Annotated in this window: 1 protein-coding gene; it reads right to left on the reverse strand. The window is 64.2% G+C overall.

Translation table 11 applies throughout. The features are described from left to right. Window positions 1-7: 7 nt before the first annotated feature. Window positions 8-26,542, reverse strand: a complete 26,535-nt coding sequence (locus FEZ60_RS03605) for a non-ribosomal peptide synthase/polyketide synthase (protein WP_172935522.1) — start codon at window positions 26,540-26,542, stop codon at window positions 8-10. Window positions 26,543-26,810: the final 268 nt, after the last annotated feature.

Below are 26,810 nucleotides of genomic sequence, written 5' to 3' on the forward strand. Positions count from 1 at the left end.
CATCGTCTTAGATGAGATGCTCTCGCAACGCTGCCGCTATGTATGCGGACGGCACTGCATCGATCATCTGGTTGTGTGCGCAGTCAACGGTGTCGGCTGCGATCGCACCGCCCACATATGCGCGCCACTCGTCGACACTATGACCGTTTTCACTAGATTGTCCGGCTATGAAAAATGCGATGTCGCCACCGAAGTACGGCGGACGGTGAGCATTCACCAGTGCGACCGAGTGGGAATAGCCGTCGCTGATCCGGGCGAGGTGATCGGCCTCGATACCGGTGCCGGGCCCGAGTGTTCGCTCGAGGAGGTCGACAGCGTCTTCGAACGTCGCGACGTTTGTCTCCCCCGGCGGCAATCCGAGTCCTGCGACCAATTCGGCGACGGAGAGGTCGACAGGTTGATCGTTGTCCGCGGATGGGTAGCTGTCGAGGATCGCAACAGTGGAGACGTCCGCGTGTCGCTTCTCGAGTTCGTGTGCCACCGCGTGGGCGATGACGCCGCCAAGTGACCACCCGACCAGATGGATGGGCCCGCTGGGTGCAAGTGATTGGACGCGGTCTGCATAGTTCTGAGCGAGTTCGGTGAGGGTGCTGAAGCTGGGTCCTCCGCTCAGGGATGGCAGTTGGAGGCCGTAGAGAGGGCGATCCGGGTCCACATGCGCAGCGAATCCTGCGTATCCCCAGGCCAACCCGATGCCGGGATGGATGAAGAACAGCGGAGGTTTGGTGCCGCCTGCGCGCAGAGTGACAACCGGAGCGAGGAAGGCGGACGTGTCGGCGGGTTGATTCGCCTGGTCTGCGGCTCGGGCAACGCCTGCGGGTGTGGGGTCGAGGAAAAGTGCTTGCAGGCGGACGCGTCGGCCGATTCGTTCGTCGAGTTCGGCAGTGATCCTCGTTGCGACGATGGAGTTGCCGCCGAGGTCGAAGAAGTTGTCGTCGATACCGACGCGGTCGACGCCGAGGACGGATGCAAAGACCTCGGTCACAACTTCCTCGGTGTGGGTTGTGGGCGGTGCGTACGGCACGTTGCGGTTCTCGAAATCGGGTGTCGGGAGTGCGCGGCGATCGAGTTTGCCGACCGGCGTCATCGGGATCTTGTCGACGACGATGATTGCCGCGGGAACCATGTGTGCGGGAAGTCTGGACGAGAGATGATGCCGCAGTTCGGCTTCCGCGATGGTGTGTCCGTCGACGGGCTGAACATACGCCGCGAGCATGGTGTCGCCGGACGGTGTTTCCTGGCCGAGGGTTGCGGCGAAGGACACGGACGGGTGTGACGTGAGAACGGAGTCGATCTCCCCCAGTTCGATGCGGAATCCGCGCACCTTGACTTGGAAGTCGCTTCGTCCCATGTATTCGAGGGCGTGATCGGCATTCCAGCGAACCAGATCGCCCGTGCGGTACATCCGTTGGCCTGGTTCGCCGTACGGGTCCGCGACAAAGCGGTCGGAAGTAAGTCCGGGGCGGCGGTGGTAGCCACGCGCGAGACCTGGGCCGGTGACGTAGAGCTCACCGATGACGCCGACGGGGACGGGCCGCAGGTGAGTGTCGAGTACCAGTCCGGCAAAACCGATGGCGGGGCGACCGATGTTGATGTTCTTCCCCGGCCGCATGGGCGTGCTGACGGCGGCTTGGATGGTGGATTCGGTGGGTCCGTAACCGTTGAACATCCGCCGGTCGCGTCCCCAGGTGTCGACGAGTTCGGTGGGGCACGCTTCGCCGCCGACTGCGAGTACTTGCAGCTCCGGTAGTGCCGAGCTTTCGATCGAGCTCAGCGCGGTAGGCGTGATGAAAGCATGCGAGACGTGTTCGCCCGAGAAGATCTCGGCAAGTTCGGATCCGCCGAATACGGCCGGCGGGATGATGACGAGGCACGCGGCGCTGCCGAACGCCATCATCAGTTCGAAGACCGACGCGTCGAAGCTCGGGGATGCGAGGTGCGCGATGCGCGAGTTGGTCTGCACGTTGAAGCGTTGGTGCTCTTCTGCGTTGAGGTTGGACAGGCCGAGGTGTGTGACGATGACGCCCTTCGGTTTTCCGGTCGATCCAGAGGTGTAGATGAGATACGCGGGGTGCCCGAGGCGCAGGGGCATGGTGCGCTCGGCATCGGTGAATCGGGCGGGACTCCGAGATGTGAGTTCGCGGGTGGTCTGTTCGGAGTCGACGACTATCCAGTCGATGTTCGGGGGCAGCTTCGCGTGCTGTGCTGCGACGGTCAATCCGAGGACCGCCTGAGAATCGTCGAGCATGTGGGTAATGCGCTCGTGCGGGTAGTTCGGGTCGACGGGCAGGTAGGCTGCGCCGGTCTTGGCGACGGCCCAGATCGCGACAACTTCCGAGGCTGATCGTGGCAGCGCGAGTGCAACGTAATCTTCCGGACCGATTCCCCGGGCGCGGAGCACTCGTGCCAGACGATTGGCTTCGGTGTCGAGTTCTCGGTAGGTCATGGTGCGTTCCTGGCTGGAGACTGCCGGTGCGTCGGGGTTCAGTGCGGCAGCGGTCTCGAGGATCTCGGGCCAGGTGCGCGGTCGGGTCGCGTCGGCGCCCAATGCGGGGACAAGTGATTCGGTCTCGTCGGCGCCGAGGATGTTGATGTCGGCGACGTGGATGTCGGTGCTGCTGACCACGGTGTCGAGGATCAGTTGGAGCCTCTGCGCCAACGCGTGAATTGTGGCGGGTTCGAAGAGGTCTACGGCAAAGATGAAGGCCGCGGACATTCCATCAGGTTGTCCGGCTGCGTCGAAGGATTCGTTGACGACCAGTTCGAGGTCTTCCTTTGCGGTCTTGGATTCTGTTCCGAGTGCTTCGACGGTGAGTCCGGGTAGTTCGAGCGCCACCGTCTCGTTGTTCTGCAGTTCGAGTGCGACTTGGAACAGTGGTGAGTACGACGTGGACCGGGTGGGATTGACAACGTCGACGAGCCGTTCGAATGGCAGATCCGAGTGATGGTAGGCGGCGAGATCGGTGTCGCGGATGCCGTCGAGGAGTTCGGTGAACGTCTGATCTTGGTTCACGGGGGTGCGCAGGACGAGTGTGTTGACGAACATTCCGACGAGGTTCTCGAGCTCGTCTTTTCCTCGTCCGGCGATGGGTGTGCCGATGCTGACTTCGTCAGCTCCGGAGAGTTTTGCCAGGAGCACGGCAAGCGCGCCGTGTAGTGCCATGAACATCGTGACGCCTTGTTCACGAGTCATCGCGGTGAGTGCACGGTGGGTGTCCGCGTTGATCTTGAAGTCGAAGCGGTCACCGTGGAAAGTCTGTTGGAGCGGCCGGGGGTGGTCGGCTGGTAGCGCGATGACGTCGTCGAGCCCGGCGAGTTGTGCGTCCCAGTACGCGATTTGGCTGCTGATGATCGATTCGGGATCGGATTCGGAGCCGAGGACGTGTTGTTGCCACAGTGTGAAGTCGACGTACTGGACCGGTAGCGGCTCCCAGGCCGGTGCGATGCCGGCTGTTCGGGACAGGTAGGCGGTCATGACGTCGCGTGCGAGTGGAGCCATGGATGCCCCGTCCGCGCAGATGTGGTGGACCACAACGAACAGGACGTGTTCGGCCTCGTCGGTTGTGGTGTCGATCGTGAACAGCGTGACGCGCAGCGGAAGTTCGTTGGCTACGTCGAACCCTTCCTGAGCGAGCTCGCTGATGCGACTGAAGAGATCGTCGGGTCCGACCGTTGCCGTAGCGACGGCGGGTAGGGCGTCGGCGATGTCGAGCACCTTCTGGAACGGTTCGCCGTTCGCGGTCGGGAAGACGGTTCGTAGGCTTTCGTGGCGTCCGACGACGTCGACGATTGCGGCTTTCATGGCGTGGGTATCGAGGTCGCCGGTCAATCGCACGGCAAACGGAATGTTGTACGCGGCTGAGCTGGTGTCGAATTGATTGAGGAACCACATCCGCTTCTGGGCAAGCGAGAGCGGAATGTTGCCGGTCCGTTCGAACGGAACGAGTGGGACGTGGATGCTGGTCGACGGTCCCTCTTCCCGCTGCGAGGAGATCAGTACTGCCAGCTGCGCGGTGGTGGGTGATTCGAAGATCGTCCGCACGCCGAGGTCGAGTTCGAGGGCGGTATTCAGCCTGGATACCACGCGGGTGGCGATCAGCGAGTTGCCGCCGAGGTCGAAGAAGTTGTCGTTGACGCCAACTTTGTCCAGGTCGAGGATGTCGGCGAACACTGCTGCGATCTGGCGTTCGAGTGGTGTCCGGGCTGCCAGGAATTCCGTGGACGGCGCGGTGAAGTCCGGAGCGGGTAGTGCGCTGCGGTCGATCTTTCCCACGGCGTTGCGTGGTAGTTCGTCGACGATGGTGATGCTGGTCGGCACCATGTGGGTGGGCAGACGTCCGGACAGGTGCGCGACGATGGCGGCGGGGCTGAGATCGGATCCTTCGGAAACGGTGAGGTACGACGCGAGGACGGTCGCTCCCCCTGGTCCTTCGACGCCGAGGGTGACGGAGTTGGTGACACCGTCGATAGAGGTTATCTGGGTGTCGATTTCGCCGAGTTCGATGCGGAAACCGCGGACTTTGATCTGGAAGTCGCTGCGACCGACGTATTCGATGGTGTGGTCGGCGCGCCAGCGCACGATGTCGCCGGTGCGGTACATCCGCTCCCCTGGCTTGCCGTAGGGGTTGGCCACAAACCGTTCGCTGGTCAACCCGGTGCGCTGGTGGTAGCCGCGGGCGAGACCGACGCCGGCGATGTACAGCTCACCATGCGCGCCGACAGGTACGGGTTGGAGACGGCTGTCGAGGACGATTTCGCTGACGCCTCGGATGGGGCCGCCGATGGTGATGGGTGCGCCGACGGTCATGGGTTCGCTGATGTCGGCCATGACGGTGGTTTCGGTAGGTCCGTACGCGTTGGCGAGTTCACGCCCAGGGGCCCATTGCGTGACGAGGTGCGGTGGGCAGACCTCTCCCCCGACAACAACGTGCCGGAATTCGTCGAGTCCTTCGGCGTTGACGGTGGCAAGGGCGGCCGTGGTGATGAAGGCGTGTGTGACGTGTTCGGTTTTGATGAGCTCGGCAAGTTCGCTGCCCCCGTAGATATCGGTGGGCACCAGCACCATCGTGGCCCCCACACCGAATGCCTGGAGGTATTCGAAGATCGCGCCGTCGAAGCTGGGCGTCGCGAAATGCAATGTGCGCGAAGTGTGGTCGGCATGGAAGCGTCGTTGTTGGTCGAGCGCGAAGCTGTCCAGGCCGGAATGGGTGACGACGACGCCTTTCGGTTTCCCGGTGGAACCCGAGGTGTAGACGATGTAGGCGGCGTTGTTCAGGTCGATTGCACCCAGTCGTTCGTCCTGGCTGATCGGGAGTGTGCAGGCGAGGGAGACGTCCCGGATGAAGGGTTCTTCGTCGAGGACGAGCCACGGCGCCGCAGGTGGGAGTGAGTCGACGGACTCGCTGACAGTGAGGCCGAGCAGGACGTTCGAATCGGTGAGCATGTGTTCGATGCGGTCGGCTGGGTAGTTGGGGTCGACGGGAACAAATACTGCTCCGGTTTTGGTGACGGCCCATACTGCGAGCACCGATTCGATCGAGCGGGCAATGCCGATCGCGACGGCGGTTTCGGGGCCGGCGCCGCGCTTGATGAGTTCGCGGGCCAACTGGTTGGATTTGCGGTCCAGTTCCAGGTAAGTGAGTGCGCGTTCGCCGGCCGAGAGTGCGATGTGTTCGGGGAACGTTGCGGCGGCGTCGGCAAATATCTCGGGGAGTGTTCGAGTGGATCGCCCGGGGGCGCCGAAGACGGGGACCAGGTCGCGGCTCTCGAATTCGGTGAGGATGTGCATCGAGGACAGTGGTTCGTCCGGCGTCGCCGCGATGCGTTCGATCGCGATGAGTATGCGTTCGGCGATGATCTCGGTGTCACGCTCGGTGAACTGGCTGGGCTGGTATTCCATCTTGATGTGGAGGGCTCGGTCTTCGGAGGCGACCACTGCCAGGGGGTAGTGGGCGGAGTCACGTCCGTCGATTCCCAGGACATGCATGCCGGCGATATCGGTACCGGCGGACAGTCCGGCGCGATCGACCGGGTAGGACTCGAAGACCGTCAAGGTATCGAAGGAGGCGGCAGGGCCCACCGCTGCGGATATGTCGGTGAGTCCGACGTAGTGGTGATCGAGCATGTCAGCTTGCTCGCCCTGGATGCGAACGCACAACTCGGACAGTGATTCTCGTGCGTTCAGTTGAACGCGTACGGGCACCGTGTTGATGAAGAGGCCCACCATGGACTCGACGCCCGACACTTCGGGTGGGCGCCCGGAGACGGTTCCACCGAATACGATGTCGTCGCGGCCGAGCAACTCCCCCAGCACAATTCCCCACGCGGCCTGGACAACGGTTGCCATGGTCAGTCCGTGCGAGCGGACAAAGGTGCGGAGAACATCGGTGCGTTCGGGCGAGAGACTGACCGAGCACACCTCACTTGTCTGCTCGGGGTCGTCGGTGGACGCGCCCAACAGCGTTGGTGTGTCGATCCCCTGCAGAGCGCCTCGCCAGGCTTCGAGCGATGTGTTGCTGTTGCGGGTGGTCAGCCAGGCGAGATAGTCACGGTAGTGCGGTGCGCGGGGCAGGATCTCGGGGTCACCGTCGGTGGCGTACAGCGTGAGCAGGTCGCGCAGCACGAGGGGCGTCGACCATCCGTCGAGCAGGATGTGGTGGTTGGTGATGACAAGTCGGGCCGAGTCGTCACTGATGCGGACGAGCATGAACCTGATCAGCGGTGCTGTTTCCATATCGAAACGCTGCGAGCGGTCGGCCTCGAGGAGACGTGTCCACTCCGCTTCGATCTCGGAAGGCCGGAGATGGGACAGGTCCGCATCGGTCCAGTCCGCCGTCACGTCGGATCGGATGATCTGCAACGCGCGCCCGCCGGGCGCTGCGATGAATCCGGCTCGCAGGCTGGGATGACGGTCGAGCAATGCCGCTGCGGCGCGTTGCATCCGCGCGTGATCGATGCGGCCGCCGAGTTCGAGAGTCAACTGCACCATGTACGGATCGATGCCGGTGTCGTCGAACTGTGCGTGGAAAAGCAGCCCAGATTGCAGCGGTGAGAGGGACCAGACGTCCGTCAGGTCGGGGAATCGTGTGGTCAGGTGTTCGATCGCAGGCTGATCGAGAGTGACGAGGTCGACGTCCGACGGTGTGAGTTGCCGGGTGTGCGTCTGCTCGACGTAGTTGCTGAGCGCGGTCAGGGCGCGGGTCCACAGTTCAGCTAGCTCCGACGCGTCGGTAGCGGTGAGGATTCCTCTCGGGAACGCCCAGGTGCTGCGCAGGACCAGGCCGTTGCTGCTGTCCGTGGCCACGGTGTTGATGTCGAGCACCGACGCAGCCGGGAGTTGTCCGTTGTGTGGTTCGTCGAGGGTTACTCCCGGCACTGGCAACCACGGAACTTCCTCGCTGCCGGTCTCGGTACCACCGAGTCGTCCGAGGTAGTTGAACGAGATCTGCGGCGCCGGGAGTTCATGCAGTGATCGGGCGTCGTCGAGGTACTTGGCCATTCCGAACCCGATGCCGTTGTCCGGTACGGCGAGCAGCGTTTCCTTCACCGATTTCACTGCCGACGCGATGGCGTCGCCGCCGGAGAGAGCGTCGATGACGGAGATGCCGGCGAGGTCGAGTCGTACCGGGAAGATGGTGGTGAACCAGCCGACGGTTCGGGACAGGTCGGCTCCCGGTACAGCGGCTTCCTCACGTCCGTGGCCTTCGAGATTGATCAGGACATCGGTGCCGCGCTTGCCGTGCGAGTGACGCCACCCGGTCACGGCCAGCGCCAGTGCTGCGAGCAGGCCGTCGTTCACCGAGCCGCCGAACAGGTGCGGAACGGCGGTGAGAATGTTGTCGGTGACCGCGGAGTCGATGTCGACGGTGATCTTTTCCACGGTCGAACCGAGGTCGACGGCCGGGTCGAGTGCCCGGTTTCCCAGCAGTGCGTCGCGGCCGGCGCTGGCTTCCCAGCGCGTGAGTTCTGCGCGGCGCGCGGGTGCCTGTTCGGCGAGGCCGGTTGCCCACCGGCGCATCGACGTCCCACCTGCGGGCAGCGTGACCGGAGTGCGAGCTTCGGCAGCGCCGTACGCGGTCGCAAGATCGGGGACGAGTAGACGCCACGACACACCGTCGACGGCGAGGTGGTGAATCACCAGGAGTAGCCGGCCACGGGCGCTGGCTCCGACAGGATCGAGCCACACCGCTGCGATCATCTTTCCGTTCTCGGGATCAAGGCGACTCGACGCGTATGCCATTGCTTCTTCGGCGGTGCGGCGGAACTGCGGCCCCTGATCTGCACTGATCTCCAGGCGGTGCAGTACATCTGATGCGCGTACCGTTCCGGGTTCGGCGACGATCAGGCTGCGTGTGCCGGTGTCGAGGCGGCTTCGCAGCACATCGTGATGGTCGAGCAGGGATTGCAGGGCGTCATCGAGTGCACGGGCAATGGTGTGACGAGGCAGAGAGAGCAGCGCGCTCTGGCTGTAGCTGCGGATCAGTTCGAGATCACCACCACTGCGCTCGAGGAGCCATGTCATGATCGGCGTGAGCGGCATTGTTCCGACTGCGCCGCCGGGTAGTTCCTCCAGTGCGGGTGCGGTTTCGACGGGTTCGCTGCGGACCACCTGCGCGAGTCCGGCCACGGTTTTTGCCTCGAACACGTCGCGCGGAGTGAAGGCCAGTCCGGCGTCCTTGGCCCGCGAGACCAATTGGATCGACATGATCGAATCGCCGCCGAGGCCGAAGAAGGAATCGTCGATGCCGACCGATGGTAGGCCGAGAACGTCGGCGAACAGATCGGCGAGCATGGATTCTGTTGTGGTGGAAGGGCTTCGGTTAGACGTCGGCCCCAGAGTGAGCACGGTGAAATCGGGGGCCGGGAGATGTCCCCGATCAAGTTTCCCGTTGACGGTCAGCGGAAGCTCGTCCAGGACCACTATCACCGTCGGCACCATGTACGACGCCAATTCGGCGGACACGGAGACGGTCACTGCCTCGGAATCGATGCTCGCTCCAGCTTCGGGCACAACGTATCCGACGATTCTCGAGCTGCCACTGTCGCTGCGGACGATGGCAACGGATTGCGCGACGCCGGGGCAGCGGAGCATGGCGGCTTCGATCTCACCGAGTTCGATGCGGAAACCACGCACCTTCACCTGGAAATCGCTGCGTCCCACATACTCCAGCTGCCCCGCGTCGTTCCACTTCGCAAGGTCCCCACTTCGATACATTCGATCCCCCGAGCCACCGAAAGGGTCGGGTAGGAACCGCGTAGAGGTCAATGCGGGCTTGCCGAGATACCCGCGGGTGATCTGGTCACCGGATACATACATTTCTCCGACGACGCCGGGCGGTACCAGGCGTAGTCGCTGGTCCAGGACGTAGACGTTCATTCCCGGTAGTCCGCGGCCGATGATGCTGGCGGAGCCGCGATGCGCGTCGTCGCGGGTCAGGGCGATGCGACTGACATGGACCGTGGTCTCGGTGATGCCGTACATGTTGATCAGTGCAGGTGTTGTGGGTCTGCGGTCGAACCACTTTCGTAGTTGACCGAGGTCGAGTGCTTCTCCACCGAAAATGACGTAGCGCAGTGCGAGGTCTGGTTCGCCGGGTGCTGGGTGATGACCGCGGTCGGCTTCTGCGAGTTGGTAGAACGCGGTGGGTGTCTGGTTGAGGACGGTGACGCCTTCGCGGCGCAACAATTCGTCGAACATGTCGGGTGAGCGGGTTGTGTAGTAGTCGACCACAACGAGGCGGCCACCGTGCAGGAGCGGGCCCCACAGTTCCCAGACGGAGAAGTCGAAGGCGTAGGAGTGGAACATCGTCCACACGTCGGTGTGGTCGAAGCCGAATGTCGGGGACGCGTTGTCCATGAGGGTGAGGACGTTGCGGTGTGAGACGAGCACGCCCTTGGGCTGTCCGGTCGATCCGGAGGTGTAGATGATGTAGGCGATCGAGTCGCCGCGCAGTGGAGCCAGGCGGTCCGCGTCGGTGATCCGGGACGGCGCAAGATGCTCGAGACGCAGGTCTCTTTCCGGCGTCCCGAGTTCGATCACCGGGAGGCTGTAACCGTCCGTGAGGCCGTCGGGCAACATCCGCCGGAATTCGTCGGACGTGATCAGGGCGCCGGGTTGTGCGTCGGCGACGAGGAATCGGATGCGCTCTTCCGGGTAGGTGACGTCGATGGGCAGGTACGCGCCACCCGCTTTGATCACGGCAAGAAGCGCAACCACCAACTCGGTGGTGCGGGGCAGCGCGACGGCGACGACGGATTCCGGTCCTATCCCCTGGGCGATCAGCAGCCTGGCGAGTCGATTCGCGCGGCCGTCGAGTTCGGCATAAGTGAGTGACGTGGTGCCGTCACCGACCGCAGTGGCGTTGGGATGCGCCGCGACGCTCGCGTAGAAGCGATCTGCGATGGTGTCGTCTGCGGTGAGCGACGCATATCCTGCGGTGTTCCATTCGGTCAGCGCTGTGCGGCGCTCGATGTCGTCGAGGATGTCGAGGTCGCCGAGCCTGGTTGTCGGCTCCTGTGCGGCGGCGGTGAGCAGTTCGACAAACCGGCGAGCATAGGTTTCCATGAGATCGGCATCGAAAAGATCTGTGGCATAGATGAACTCGGCGTCGATGCCGTCAGGAGCGCCGTGTTCCCCGTACCGTTCCGTGACCGACAGTTGCAGATCGAATTTGGCGACAGGGAGTTCGATGTCCACTCCGGACACACTCAGTCCGGGAAGTTCGAGTGTCGGCACCACGTTGTTGCGGAATTCGAGGAGGATCTGGAACAGCGGAGTGTGCGATGTGGAGCGCTCGGGGTCCAGTGTGTCGACCAGACGCTCGAACGGTAGGTCACCGTGCTGGAACGCACCGAGGTCGATCTCGCGCACCTGATCGAGCAGGTCGGCGAAGGTGGAGTCGAGTGAGAGCGGTGTGCGCAGGACCAGGGTGTTCACGAACATGCCGATGAGGTGATCGAGTTCGGCTTCACCGCGTCCGGCGATGGGTGTTCCGATCACGATGTCGCTCTGGCCGGATAGTCGGGCAGCAAGTGCGGCGTAAGCGCTGTGCAGGACCATGAACATGGTGACGCCGCGCTGGCGGGCTACATCGGAGAGGAGTCGGTGGGTGCTCGCCGGAATCTCGAACGCCGCCACGGCGCCTTGCATCGACTGCTTTGCCGGACGGGGATGCGAGGTGGGCAGATTGATGGGGTCGGGCAGATCCGCCAGTTGGTGTGTCCAGTAGTCGAGTTGACGGGAGATCTCCGAGTCCGCGTCCTCCTCCGAACCGAGGTTCGCCTGCTGCCACAGCGTGAAGTCCGCGTACTGGACGGGTAGTTCGGCCCAGGTCGGCGCGCTGCCGGTGCTACGTGCGGCGTAGGCGGTGGCAACATCGAGCGCGAGGGGGCTCATGGAGAACCCGTCGGCGATGATGTGGTGAGCCACGACCACAAGAACGTGGCGATCCGGGGCGATCTCGAGCAGTGTGCTGCGAATCGGGACTGCGCGCGAGACGTCGAAGCCCGCTGATCCGAATTCGAGGATGCGGTTGATCAGATTCTGCTCGGCGACGGGTTCCGGTTCCAGATTCAGTGGGACGTCATCGACGGGGACGATGCGTTGCGTCGGTGTTCCGGCGGTGGCGGGGAACATCGTCCGCAAGCTTTCGTGGCGGTCAAGGACGTCGTCGAAAGCGCGGGTCAGCGCGTCGTGGTCGAGTTCTCCGGTCAAGGTGACGGCAAGTGGGATGTTGTATGCCGGTGAGCTGATGTCGAATTGGTTGAGGAACCACATGCGCTTCTGCGCGACGGATACCGGGATGGGTTCAGGGCGCTCGATCGGGGTGAGTGGCACTCGCGCGGTGAGGTCGCGGCCGGCGTTCTGGGCGGCGTGTGCCAGTGCCCGTACCGTCGGGGCGTCGAACAGGGTCCGGACGCCGATGTCGCAGCCCAGCGCGGCGTTCACCCGTGCGACGACGCGGGTCGCGGTGAGCGAGTTTCCGCCGGCGTCGAAGAAGTGTGTGTCGAGGCCGATCGGTCCCGATTCGAGGACTTCGTCGAATGCTGCGGCAATCAGTCGTTCGAACTCGGTGGTCGGGGCCGTGAATTCTCCGCCCGCGGTGTCGAACTGCGGTTCCGGTAGGGCCGCCCGGTCGACTTTTCCGGTGCCGGTCAGTGGGATGTCGTGCAGGATGACAACACTGGCGGGGACCATATGAGCGGGCAGGTGCTCACGTGCGTGTGCGAGCACGTCGGCGACGGTCACCGCAGCATCGCTGTCGATCAGGACGTACGACGCGAGTGCCTGTTGATCGGCCGGTCCGTGAACGGCGAGGGTGACGGCAAATTCGACGCCAGGCAATGCGGCGAGGGCGGTGTCGATCTCTCCGAGTTCGATGCGGAATCCGCGGATCTTGACCTGGAAGTCACTGCGGCCGAGGTATTCGACGGTACGGTCGGCGCGCCAGCGTACGACGTCGCCGGTGCGGTACATCCGCTCCCCTGGTTCCCCGTAGGGGTCGGCGACAAAGCGCTCGCCGGTCAGCCCGGCACGCTGGTGATAGCCGCGCGCCAGTCCGGCGCCGGCGATGTACAACTCACCGGGCACTCCAACGGACACCGGCTGGAGGCGTCGGTCGAGGACCAGTTCGCGCACGCCTCGGATCGGTCCGCCCAGGACGACGGTGCCGTCGGCCGGTATGGGGTCGCTGATGTTGGCGCCGATGGTGGTTTCGGTGGGCCCGTACAGGTTGTGGAAGGAGCGCCCAGGTGCCCAGGTGTGCAGCAGTTCCGGTGGGCACGCTTCACCGCCGACGATCACGCACGTCAACGCGTCGATGCCGCTCGGATCCACTGAGGTGAGCATGGCCGGGGTGATGAATCCGTGGGTGACCGCCTCATCGCGCAGGACTGCGGCGAGTTCCTCGCCGCCGTACACGGTGGTCGGCGCGATCACCATGGTGGCACCGTTGGGGAACGCGAGGAGGTATTCGAGAACGGAGGCGTCGAAACTGGGCGAGGACAATGCCAAGGTGCGGGACTGCTCGTCTATCCCGAAACGCTCACGTTCCTCGTCGGCGAAGTTCTCGAGGCCGGAGTGCGTGACAAGTACGCCTTTGGGTTGTCCGGTCGATCCCGAGGTGTAGATGACGTACGCCGCGTTGCCCAAGCGCGTGGGGGTAACACTGCGGCCCGATGCCAAGGTGGCCAGACGCGCTTGCGTTTCGGGTGAATCCAGTTCGATCCATCCGATAGCGGCGGGTAGGTCACCGGAGTGCTCGGTGGTGGTGATCCCGATGTGTGCGGCGGAGTCGGCGAGCATGAACTCGATTCGCTCACGTGGATAGCGCGGATCAACCGGAACAAAGGCGGCGCCGGCCTTCGTGATCGCCCACATCGCGACGACGGATTCGACGGACCTGCTGACGCCGATCGCGATCCGATCCTCAGCCGCGACACCATCGGCGATGAGCATCCGGGCAAGGCGATCGGATGCGTCGTCCAGTTCGCGGTAGGTGACCTGGCGCGTGCCGGCGGTCAGTGCGATCCGATCCGGGAAACGGGCTGCGGCGTCGGTGAACAGTTCGGCAAGAGTGCGATTCGACCCGCCCGGCGTCCCGTACGCCGGAACCAGTTCGCGCATTTCCTGCTCGGGCATCAGGGACAGGTGAGCCAGCGGCAAGTCGGGATGCGCGGCAATGAGTTCGAGGGTCCGCATCAACCGGTCGGCTACCGCGTCGACGTCCCGATCGGCGAGTGCACCCGGGAAGTACTCGAACTTGAGCTTGAACATGCCGCCGTCGGTGGACGCGATGACGGCCAACGGGTAGTGCGCGGCGTCCTGCGCGTCATGCACGTCGAGTACGTGCATTCCGGCGATGTCTATTCCGGCGGACAACCCGGTGCGATCGACCGGGTACGACTCGAAGACGGTCAATGTGTCGAACGTGGCTGCGCTGCCCACTGCGGCCGAGATGTCCGGTAGACCGACATGATGGTGGTCGAGCAGCGCAGTTTGCTCACTCTGCACGCGAATGCACAACTCGGCCAGGGACTCTCGTGCGTCGAGTCGCACCCGGATGGGAACGGTGTTGATGAACAACCCCATCATCGATTCGATACCGTGCACCTCGTGTGGACGCCCGGACACCGTGCCGCCGAAGATCACGTCGTCGCGGCCGAGCAACTCGCTCAACACGAGTCCCCAGCCCACCTGGATCAGTGATGCCATGGTCAGTCCGCGGGATCGAAGGAATCCGCGCAGGGCTTCGGTTCGGGCGACATCGAGTTCGAGGAACCTGTCACGCGATGTGGTGGTCAGTTCTTCGGCCGTGTGGGCGTGAGTGACCAAGGTCGGTTCGTCCATCCCGGCCAGGGCATGCGACCAGGCTGTCAAAGCCGACTCGGTGTCACGGTGTGAGAGCCATTCGAGATAGTCACGGTACGGATGGACGCGTGAGAGGGCACTTTGGTCGGAGTCCGTCGCGTACAGCGTCAGCAGATCCCGCAGCAGCAACGGCATGGACCAGCCGTCGAGGAGGATGTGATGGTTGGTCAGAATGAGTCGGTAGGTTGTCTCCCCCGTACGTAGGAGCAGGAAACGCAGTAACGGCGCGGTGGCCATGTCGAACCCGCGGACGCGATCTGCTCGGAGCAGTTCGTAGAATTCCGTGTCCTGCTCGCTGGGCGGCAGCGGGGAGATGTCGATCTCGGTCCACGGCACAACCGCATTCGCGTGGACGATCTGCACGGAGTTGCCGGCCTCGTCGGTGACAAACGAGGTGCGGAGGTTGTCGTGCCGATCGAGCAGTGCCTGCGCGGAGCGATGGAGACGCGCAGGTTCGACGCTCTCGAGGTCGAGGGTCAATTGCACCGTGTACGCGTCGACGGTGTGTTCGGCGTACCGCGCGTGGAAGAGCAAGCCGGCTTGCAGGGGTGAGAGTGACCAGATGTCGGCCAGATCGGGAATCTGGTCCTCGAAGCGGTCGATAGCGCTCTGATCGAGTTCCACCAGCGGGAGATCCGACGGGGTGAACCCTCCGCGTTCGGAATTCTCGGCGTGAGCGGCCAGTGCGGTGAGCGCCGATACCCACAAGTCCGCGATCTCGCGGACATCGCCGTCTGACAGGACGCCGGACGGGTACGCCCACGTAGCCGACAACTGTGGTCGCCCGTCGATGTCGGTGGCGACGGCATTGACGTCCAGGACAGCCGCGAGCGGCATGTCGGATCCCCGCGCGGATGCTTCCAGATCGACGTCCGAGGCCAACGCCCAGTCGCCGTCGTGAGGGGATTCGGAGCCGCCGAATCGGCCCAGGTAGTTGAAGGAAATCTGAGGCGAGGCCGGTCCCGAGAGTTGTTGCTGCCCGACATCGTCGAGATAGCGGAGCAGTCCGTATCCGATGCCGCTGTCGGGAATTGCGTGAAGAAGTTCCTTGACCGATTTGAGAAGCGGTCCGGCATTTCCCTGCCCGGACAGCAGTGCGGCGGTATCGACTGCCGATAGATCCACCCGCACCGGGAACACGGTGGTGAACCAGCCGAGCGTGTGCAGTACATCGGCACCGGGGACAACGTGCGCTTCGCGGCCGTGTCCCTCCAACGAGACCAGCACGTCGTCGGCCCGAACTCCGCGAGACGATCGCCACTGCGTCACCGCCAGCGCCAGCGCAGCGAGCAGTCCGTCGTTGACCGAGCCCGAATACAGCGCGGGCAAGGCGGTCAGTACGGTCTCGGACACGTCCACCGGAACCTCGACTGCCACGCGCGCCAACGCCCGGCCGGTATCGAGGTGCGGGTCCAGCGGCCGCGATCCGATTTGCGGGTCCGCTCCGGCCAGCATGGAACGCCACAGGTCTATCTCGCTGCGACGGGTCGGTGCGATCTCGGCGAGAGCGGTTGCCCAGCGCCGCAGGGACGTCTCACCGGGAGTCGACGTCGAGGCGGGGGTGAGTCCGGCGTCGAGTTGATGGAAGGCTGCCGCGAGTTCGGGCACCAGCACCCGCCAGGAGACACCGTCCACTGCAAGATGGTGAATGACCAGGAGCAAGCGTCCGGCGCCGGTGGGGCCGGACAACCAGGTGACCTTGATCATCGACGCGTTTCGTGGATCCAACGCGTCGCGGGCGTCGTCGAGGGCGGTGACGATCGCCTCGTCGAACTCCGACGTTCCCGGTTCGGCGTCCACCTGAACGCGTCGGCACACGTGTGCCGCGTCGATGCTCCCGATTTCACCGACGACCAGCGCCCGGTGCGGTTGCAGTTCGAGTCGAGCGCGCAGCGTGCCGTAGCGGTCGAGAACGACTTGTACTGCGGCAGTGAGCTGTTCGATGCGTTGCAGAGCGGTAGGGGCGTTGAGCAGAGTGGATTGCGAGAACGAGTCGAGTCCTGCCGTGTTCTCGGTAAATCGATCGAGCCACCAGTGCGCAACCGGCAGGAGCGGCATCGAACCCACTCCCCCTCCCGGCAGTTCCTCCAGCACGAGCGGTGTGGCGTCTTCGGCGAGCTCGATCACTGCCGCCAGCGCGGAGACGGTCTTGGCTTCGAACACCTCACGCGGCGAGAACACGATGCCGCTCGTGCGAGCGCGAGCCACCAGTTGGATCGACATGATCGAATCGCCGCCGAGTGAGAAGAACGAATCGTCCACGCCTACCGAATCCAGCCCGAGAACGTCGGCGAACAATGCGGCGAGAGCCGTCTCGAGTTCGGTTTCCGCTGCTCGCGAATGCGTTCGGGCGGCAGCGAAGTCCGGGACCGGGAGTGCGCGGCGATCAAGCTTTCCGTTGGACGTGCGCGGCAATTCGTCCAGGACGACAACCGTCGACGGCACCATGTGCGGGGCCAGTTGGGTGCTGACCACCGCGATGACGTCATCCGGACTCAGAAGCGAGACGTCGGTATCCGAGGCAACGACATATCCGACGATCCGTGCCGGTCCGCCGTCACGTTCGACCGTGGTCGCGACAGCTTGAGCCACACCAGGGCACCCTGTGAGTGCCGTTTCGATCTCGCCGAGTTCGATGCGGAAGCCGCGGATCTTGACCTGGAAGTCGCTGCGACCGAGGTACTCGAGTTCGCCCTCACCGTTCCAGCGGACCAGGTCACCGGTCCGGTACATCCGGCTGCCTGGGGCTCCGGCGGGATCGGCGACAAAGCGTTCGGCTGTGACGGCGGTTCGGTTCCGGTACCCGCGGGCCACACCGTCGCCGTTGACGTACAGCTCGCCGGCCACACCGATCGGCACGGGGTGTAGTCGCGCGTCGAGGACGGATGCGGTGATCCCGAGCGACGGCCGTCCGATACTGACGCGCCGCGACGGCGTCAGCGGTTCGGTGATGCTCGCGACGACGGTCGATTCGGTCGGTCCGTACGCGTTGATCATGATCCGCCCCGGGCGCGCCCAGGCCGCTACCAGTTCGGGCGGGCAGACGTCGCCGCCGGTCCCGACAGCCTCGAGTTCGCCCAGGACGCTTCCGTCGACGGTTGCCAGAGCGGCGGGTGTGATGAAGGCGTGAGTGACGTGCTCGTCGCGCAGCAGAGCCGTGAGTTCGTCGCCGCCCAGAATCGAGGGCGGCGCGATCACCATTGTTGCGCCCGCGGACACCGCGAGCAGCAGTTCGAGGACCGAGGCGTCGAAGCTGGGCGAGCTGAAATGCAGAGTCCGCGAGTGTGCATCGACCCCGAATGTGATGCGTTCCTGCTCGGCGAGTGCTGCCAGGCCCCGGTGGGTGACCATGACGCCCTTGGGCAGTCCGGTCGAGCCGGACGTGTAGATGACGTAGGCAACGTGGTCGAGGGATCGGGGCGCGCGGAGTTCGGAATCGCGGATCGGTTCGTCCGATGCGGCAGCGCATTCTGCGCGGACCTCCATCGTGTCGAGAACAACCGTGCTCACGTCCTCCGGAATGGTGTGTGTGTCGGTCGTGGTGGTCACGACTACACACGCGCCGGAATCGGTGATCATGTGCTTGATCCGGTCTGCCGGATACGACGGGTCGACGGGAACAAACGCTGCACCGGTTCGAGCGACCGCCCAGATCGCGAGCACGGACGTCGCCGATCGCGGCAAGGCAAGTGCCACGACGCTCTCCGGTCCTGCTCCGTGCGAGATCAGCACTCGTGCAAGTTGATTGGCGTGCCGATCGGCAGCTTCGTAGGCGATCTCGATTCCCTCGAAGGCCAGAGCGATCGAATCGCTACGGTAGTTCGCCGAGATCAAGTCCGGCAGAAGCGCGGGTTCGGGAAGTGCTCGCGTGTCGGCGGCGCGCACCTCGGCGCTACCGAGCAAGTCGATGTCGCCAACGGGCGCATGTGGATCCCGGGTGACGGCGTCGGTGATTCGGAGCAGGTACTCGGAAAAGCGCTCGATGGTGGCGCTGTCGAACAATGCGCTCGCGTAGGTGAATCCGGCCTCGATCCCCGCCGGTTCGCCGTGCTCGTCGAACTTCTCGGCGAGCGTCAACTGGAGATCGAAGTTGGACACCACTGTTTCGAGGTCGAGAATGTCCACGTCCAGGCCGTCGAGAGTCAATGCCGGCCGCTCGGTGTTCTTGAACTCGAGCATCGCCTGGAACAGTGGAGAGTGCGACGTCGACCGCTGCGGCGCCAGGGCATCCACGACGCGCTCGAACGGGATGTCCGCGTTGTCGAAGGCGTCCAGGTCGACACTGCGGACCTGCCCGAGAGCGTCGGCAAAGGAACGAGCGGGGTCGAACCCGGTGCGCAGGACCAGTGTTCCCACGAACATGCCGACCATCGGGTCGAGCAGCGCGTTACCTCGGCCGGCAATCGGTGAACCGATTGCGATGTCGTCCATCCCGGACAGTCGTCCCAGCAACAACGCATATGCCGCGTGCATCGCCATGAAGAGGCTGCTGCGAGAATTCTGCGCGGTGGCAAGCAACCGTCGATGCACGTCCGCGTCGATCTCGAACCGTACAACGGCGCCGGACAGATCCTGAACGCGCGGACGGGGTCGATCCGTCGGCAGTTGCAGTACTTCGGGGAGCCCTTCGAGTCGGTGTGTCCAGTAGTCGAGCTGGCGGGACAGTTCGCTTCCACTCTCGGTGACGTCGCCGAGAACGCTCTGCTGCCACAACGCAACATCTGCGTACTGGATCGGCAGCGGTGCCCAATTCGGTATGAAGCCGCGAGTGCGCGCGGAATACGCGGTCATCACGTCGATTGCCAGCGGCGCCATCGAGAAACCGTCCGCGCAGATGTGATGCACGACCACAACGAGGACATGTTCGTCGGTCGAAACCTGGATCAGTTCCGCCCGGATCGGCGGTGCGGCGGTGACGTCGAATCCTGCCGTGGCCACGTCGTTGATCCGGCTGCGGAGCTCTTCGGGCGCGCAGCGGAGCAGTGGTAGCGACGGCAACGCATCGCCTGCCGGAACGACGATCTGAGCGGGAACACCGTCCACCATCGGGAACGACGTGCGCAGCGATTCGTGCCGATCGAGTACGTCGCCGAGTGCATTCTGCAGGGCACCGTGATCGAGGTCGCCGCGCATCCGGATCGCGATGGCCACGTTGTACGCCGACGAGCTGATGTCGAACTGGTTGACGAACCACATCCGCTTCTGGGCCAGCGACAACGGGATTCGGTCCGGACGCGCCTGCGGTTCCAGTGGAAGCGTTGTCGCTGCGCGCGCCGCGCTCTCGCAGTTTGTTGCCAAGCCTTCGACTGTGGGCTCGTCGAAGATACTGCGAATCGACAGGCTCACCCCCAGCGCGTCGTTGATACGGGCAATCGCGCGGGCCGCGATGAGGCTGTTGCCGCCGATGTCGAAGAAGTTGTCGTCGACGCTGATCTCGTCGGTACCGAGAAGATCAGCGAGGATGTCTGCGATGGTCTGTTCGAGCGGCGTCCGTGGTGCGACATATGCACGCGTGCTCGTAAAGGTGGGATCCGGCAACGCCGTTCGATCGAGTTTTCCGGTGGAACCGAGCGGAAAAGCGTCCATCGTGATGATCGACGACGGCACCATGTACGCCGGAAGTTCGTCCCGAAGCACCTGCCGAATCCGATCCGGGTCGAGAGCAGCCCCCTTGTCGCCGATCGCGTATCCGACTAGAGAATCGCCGAGCGCGTCGTCGTGATGAACACGGGCAGCTGCCTGCGCTACCCCCGGGGTGCGCAGTATCGCCGATTCGATCTCCGGCAACTCGATCCGCAAACCACGAATCTTGACCTGGAAATCTATCCGGCCGATGTAGTCGAGTTGACCGTCCACCCGCCACCGCACGATGTCGCCTGTGCGATACATGCGGGCGGCCCCGGTTCGGCTGTACGGATCGGCCACAAAGCGGTCGGCAGTGAGCTCGCTCCTGCCGAAATATCCGCGCGCCAACTGGACGCCGGCGAGGTACAACTCGCCGTGAACGCCGACCGGAACCGGGTGCAGGCGCGAGTCGAGCACGTAGACCTGGGTGTTCCAGACCGGTGACCCGATCGGAACCGACGTTCCCGGGCCGGGCAGGTATTCGGACGCGGTGACGTCCACAGCTGCCTCTGTGGGGCCGTACAGATTGTGCAAGGCGCCGTCACTCACGCGGGTCAGGGCCATCGCCGTGGCTGGAGGCAGTGCTTCGCCGCTACTGAACACGTGGCGCAGAGTTGCGCAGTCGCCGCGCGATGCGACGGCAACAAACTCGGCGAGCATGGACGGAACGAAGTGGGCCACGGTGACCCGCGATTCGGCGATCAACGTCGAGAGATAGGTCGGGTCGCGGTGACCGTCCGGCGCCGCGATCACCAACTCCGCACCGGTCTGCAGGGGCCAGAACAGTTCCCAGACCGAGACGTCGAAAGTGATCGGCGTTTTCTGCACCACGACATCCGACGGTTCCAGCGGGTAGGCGCCTTGCATCCACTTCAGCCGGTTGACTATCGAACGATGCGATACCGCAACACCTTTCGGGCGACCGGTGGAGCCGGACGTGAAGAGGACGTAAGCGATGTTGTCCGGGTGGAGCGGAGCAATCCGGTCGGCATCGGTGACCGGAGGGGTCGGCGAAGCCTCGAGGTCGACATCGAGGATGTCGATATCCGTCGGGAGGTGCCCGTGATGTCCATTGCTTCCGAGGACACACACCGGTGATGCCACGGACAACACGTACCGGATTCGTTCCTCGGGATGGTCCGGATCCACCGGGACGTATGCGCCGCCGCTGCGGATCACCGCATGGATCGCCACCAACAGTTCCAGCGAGCGCGGCAGCGCCACCGCCACGCGCTGATCAGGCCCGACGCCGCGGGCGATCAACGTCCGAGCCAGTGAGTTCACCTGATTGTCGAACTGTTCGTAGGTCAGAGCGGCGTCACCGAAGCGCAGAGCGACGGCTTGGGGACTCCGCTCGGCCTGGGCGCGTGTCAGATCGTCCAGGGTCAGTGCCTCGAGCGGTCGCGACGTCGCGTTCCACCGCTCGAGGACCAACGTGCGCTCGCCTACTGCGCACAGGTCGATGTCTCCGACGACGGAATCCGGCTTCTGAGTCGCTGTGTCGAGAAGAGAGACAAACCGATCTGCCAATCCGGACATGGTGTCGGAGTCGAACAGATCACTTGCGTAGTTCAATCTCCCCTCCAGGTGATCACCGCGCTCGGTGACAATGACCTGGAGATCGAATTTTGCTGCGCCGGTGTCTAATTCGTCCACCGAGACGGTCAGGGACGGCAGAGCAACCTCGGTGGGCGTTGCACCCTCCATGACAAGCATGACCTGGAACAGCGGCGAGTCACCGCTCAGAGCGTCCACCAGCACGTCGTAGGGAACGTCGCTGTGCCGCAGTGCTGCCACATCGGTGGCGCGCGTGCGGGATACGACGGTTTCGAAACTCGCGGCCGCGTCGATGACGGTGCGCAGGGCCAACGTGTTGACGAACATGCCGACGACGTCGTCGAGCGCACGCTCACTTCGCCCCGCTACGGGTGTGCCGATGACGATGTCGTTCCCGCCGCACTCCCGAGCGAGGAGGACCGCCAACGCTGCATGCACCACCATGAACACGCTGGCATCGTGCTCGGCAGCGATAGCCGCAACACGGCGATAGGTCGGTGCATCGACCGTGAAGTTCACGTCGTGGGCGCGCAGGAATCCACGCGCCGGGCGCGGATGATCCATCGGAAGTTCCGGAAGGTCGTCGCGGGCAGCGAGTTCCCCGCGCCAGAAATTCAACTGCGAGCCGAGTATCGAATCGGGTGTTGCCGCATCACCGACCACACGGCGTTGCCACTCGCTGAAATCGCCGTACTGCACCTCGAGCGGCAACCACGCCGGAACCCGTCCGGACTCCCGGGCCGAGTACGCCACCATGACGTCGCGGGCCAACGGTGTCATCGACAGACCGTCGGCGGCGATGTGGTGCACCACCAGAACCAGCACGTGGTCGTGTTCGGAGGCTTCGAGCAACACTGCACGCACCGGGGGCGCCGACGTGACGTCGAACCCCAGCCGCGCCAGCTCTTCGGCTCGGGCACGCATCGCGCCGGCGGAAGTCGTCTCGACGGTCAGTTCCGGATTCACATCGGCGACGTCGAGCACCTTCTGCACCGGACCCCACGCAGTGGCCGGGAACACCGTGCGTAGGGACTCGTGGCGGATCAGGACATCCCGCAGGGCTGTCGACAATGCCGCCACATTCAGAGGACCCGTCAAGTGGACGGCGATCGGAATGTTGTACGCCGGCGACGCCGGGTCGAGTTGGTTGATCAGCCACATGCGTTGCTGCGCCAGTGATGCCGGAATCGGTTCGGGACGCTCGATCCTCGTCAACGGCGGGAGGAGGGTCTCGCGTGAATCCGAGGAGTCCGCGCGCGCAGCCAATCCGGACACGGTCGGCGCCTCGAACAGATCGAGCACGCTCAGGGACGTGCCGAGCGCACCGTTCACCCGCGCCACCACCCGCGTGGCAATCAGCGAGTCGCCGCCGAGGTCGAAGAAGCTGTCGTTGGTGCCGGCGCGGGCGATGCCGAGAAGATCGCAGTACACAGCCGAGACGCGCTTTTCGGTAGAGCTTTCCGGTGCGCGGTACTCGCCGATCCCCGACGCCTCGTCGATTGCCGGCAAGGCGTTGCGGTCGATCTTCCCGGCGGGTGTCAGGGGAATCGCGTCCAGCACCACGATGCGTGAGGGCACCATGTGCGGTGCCAGCGATGCCGCAGCATGCGCCGTCACCTCCGGCACTTCGATACGCATCCCCGGCGCTGCCGTGACGTACGACGCCAGCATTGTCTGTCCGCTGCTGCCGCTCACCCCGACAGTCACCACGTCGTCGAGGCTCGAATGCTGACGCAGCACTTCGTCGATCTCGCCGAGTTCGATCCGGAATCCGCGGACTTTGATCTGGAAGTCACTGCGGCCGAGGTATTCCAACTCACCGTCGGCAGTCCAACGAACCAGATCACCCGTCCGGTACATCCGCTCGCCGGCTTCCCCGTTCGGGGCAGCGACAAAACGTTGAGCCGTCGTGGCGCCCTGTCCGTGGTAGCCGCGGGCCAGGCCGACACCACTGACGTACAACTCGCCGGCCACCCCGATCGGCACGGGGTGCAACCGTGCGTCGAGCACCATCGCCGACGCTCCCCGCACGGGTCGACCGATCGTGACCGGAACGTCGCTGCGCAGCGGACCGGCCATGGTGGCGACAACAGTCGTCTCGGTCGGTCCGTACGCGTTGAACATCAACCGGTGCCCGGACCATTGCTCGACAAGCGACGACGAGCACGCGTCACCGCCCGTGGCGATCACACGCAGCAGGGGCAAGTGGTCCGGATCAACAGTCGCGAGGGCAGCCGGGGTGATGAATGCGTGCGTCACTTTGCCCGCGCGCAGGACCTCCGCCAGTTCTTCACCGCCGTAGACCGTGGGCGGTGCGATCACCATCGTCGCCGCGGCTCCGAACGCAAGCAGGAGTTCGAGAACGGACGCGTCGAAACTGGGGGAAGAAAAGTGCAGGGTCCGTGCGTCGGGGCTGGTACCGAAACGGATTCGTAGTTCCTCGGCAAAACTGCTCACACCGCGATGCGTGACCACAACGCCCTTGGGCACGCCGGTCGAACCCGAGGTGTAGATCAGATAGGCCGGATCGTCGAGTCGCAGCGGCCTCAGCAGATCGGCGTCGGTGATAGCTGCGCTCGAACGGTGCTCCAGGTCGCCGAGCACCAGCCAGTCGACAGTGTCCCCCAATCCGCCCCGGACATCACTGGTGCAGATCCCGAGTGTCGCCCCGGAGTCGGTCAGCATGTGCGTGATCCGGTCGGACGGATAGTGCGGGTCGACGGGAAGGAATGCGCCACCGGCCTTCGCCACAGCCCAGGTAGCGATCACCGATTCTCGTGAACGTGCCAGTGCGAGCGCAACATACGTCCCCGGGCCGACTCCGCGCGCAATCAACTCTCGCGCCAGCGCATTCGACTGGGCATCGAGGTCTCGGTACGTCAGTGCCTGATCGCCCACGACTACCGCGTCGGCGTCCGGATTCACTTGTGCAGCGGTGCACAGAATGTGCGCGAGAGTGCGAGGGGACGCCGCTGCGGGACCGGGAACTGCGCGGAGCGATTCCCCTTCGGCCTCGTCGAGTATCGGCAGATCACCCACTGCCATGCCGGGAGATTCCAGCGCCCGGCCCAATGCCCGCAGCACTCGCGTGAGCACCTGCTGCGCGGAGCGCTCGTCGAGGACATCCTGGTCGTAGGCGGCGTCCAACGTCAACGTTCCCGCGTCGTCGACCACACCGATGGAAAGGTCTGCGCCCTCGATTGTGCGGTTGGTAGGACCGTCGGTCAGGACGACATGCAGTCCGGCGGTGTCCACTACGCCCTGGCTGTAGTCGCGGACCGTAACATCATGGTCTGCAACATCATTCAATACATCGGCGCACGAATGCGCTTGATCGACTGCGCTGCGGAGCGGCACTACGGGTGCGCCCGGCGCAAATCGAGCACCGATCACGATGTCGTCGGTGTTTGTCAGCCGAGACAGCACGATGGCCAGGGCGCCGTGAACCAGACTGAACACGTCTGTGCCCGCTGCCCGCATGCGCTGGTGCAACTCGGGTGCGATCGGGGTGCGCAGAGTTCCGATCTCCTCGCGGTGATCCGAGGTGCGTGGACGATCAAGCACCACCGACGCGCCTTCGGGGGCGTCCGTCATCTCCCTGGCCCAGAACTGCTCGAGCTCACGAGCCCGCGCGCGCTCCCTACCGATCTCAGCCGTCCTGCGATGTACGTGATCCAGCGGTGTGCCGGGACCAACCGCGATCAACTCACGAATCAACTCCGCAAAATCTGCGTGGTGCTCTTCGAGTTCGGTGCGCTCGTAACGATCCGGATTGGCGCGGAACTCGATCAGCGTCTTGACGGGACTACCGCTCTGATAGATGTTGACCAGCAGGTCTTCCACCGGACCCGACGTCACGATGTGGTACTCGCCGACCATCGGGCCCAAGGTGATTTCCTGACGGAAGAGCATCACGTTCATCATCGGCCCGGACAGTCGCTGATCCTCCATCGACAGTCCGGCATCCCGGCGAATGTCTTCGAGGCTGCACCGCTGATGCCGAAGCGCGCCGAGTAGCTCGAGCTGCACTCGCCCCACCAAATCATCGACAGTGTCACCCGGGAGCACCTCGATATGCAGCGGAGCCACGTTGACCAACATGCCGCCCGAGCGCTGCAACGGCGCTGTGGTGCGAGCCGAGACCGGCAAGTTGATCAACACGTCCCGATAACCGGTACGACGCGATAGGTAGCAGGCCAACGCCGAAATCAGCACAGCCGCCGGCGTTGCACCCGAACGTGCACTCCACTCGTCCAGAGCTGCGACGGACGTTTCCGACAGCGCATCCGTCACAATCCGAGAATGCGCGCGAGGTGGTGCTTCCCGGCCCGTGAGTGTCGATCCGTGATCCACGCCCGCGATGCGCTCGGCCCAGTACTGCCGATCAGCATCGAATCGACTCGACGCCCGATACGCCTGGTCCAATTCCGACAGCTTCACCACATCGAGCGCCTTGTTGGGCGCGGGCTCACGCCCCTCGAGTTCTGAGGTGTAGAGCGCCGCTATGCGGTTGACGATGGTCATGCCGCTGTATCCGTCGAGCGCTACGTGGTGAATTCGCGTGTACCACAGGTAATCTCGATCCCCCGTTTGCAGGATCGTCATTTCGACCAGACGGTCTCGCGTCAAATCGAGCGGTGTTGCGTGATCGTTGTCCATCCACTCCGCAGCAGCTTCGCGCGGATCGTCACATTCTCGAAAGTCGAAGTAGTCGATCTCCGCGCCGATTGTGGGGTCGACGATCTGGCACGGCTCGCCATCCGGGTACATCAACCGCAGGAACGGTGATTCGAACTCGTGCGCCGCCGCCACCGCAGACCGCGACAACAAGCCGATGTCCAGGTCGCCGTGTATCTCGATGTACTGCGCGATGAAATACGGAACCGCCGGGTGTAACTGCTGCGCAAACCACATGCTCCGCTGCACCGCGGACAACGGAAACGCCCCGGCAGGCAGAGTTCGCGACTGCTCATCCCGATTGTCGGTACCCATCACAACCACCCCCGCATGCTTCGCCGGGAGTGGCGATCGAAAGGTGTGGTTCGGGGATTGAAGAAGTACATCGCACCGCCTCGATATCGAGAGTGGAAACCATGAACGACCCTGTTCGAGCCACCGCACATCGCGTCGATCGCGATTAATGGGTCGGCTCGGAGTTCGAACCTCCCCGAAGGTCCGAACTGAAGGATTGAAGTTGTGTCGCCTCGTGCGCCCACTGCATATTCACGGCGGCGCGCACACAGCTACAAAGTGATTGCCC

The organism is Rhodococcus sp. MS16 (assembly GCF_013277795.1).
GTDB lineage: Bacteria > Actinomycetota > Actinomycetes > Mycobacteriales > Mycobacteriaceae > Rhodococcus_F > Rhodococcus_F globerula.

Coding starts and splice junctions, on each gene's coding strand:
- FEZ60_RS03605 (WP_172935522.1), bottom strand. CDS start 26,542: ATGGGTACCGACAATCGGGATGAGCAGTCGCGAACTCTGCCTGCCGGG.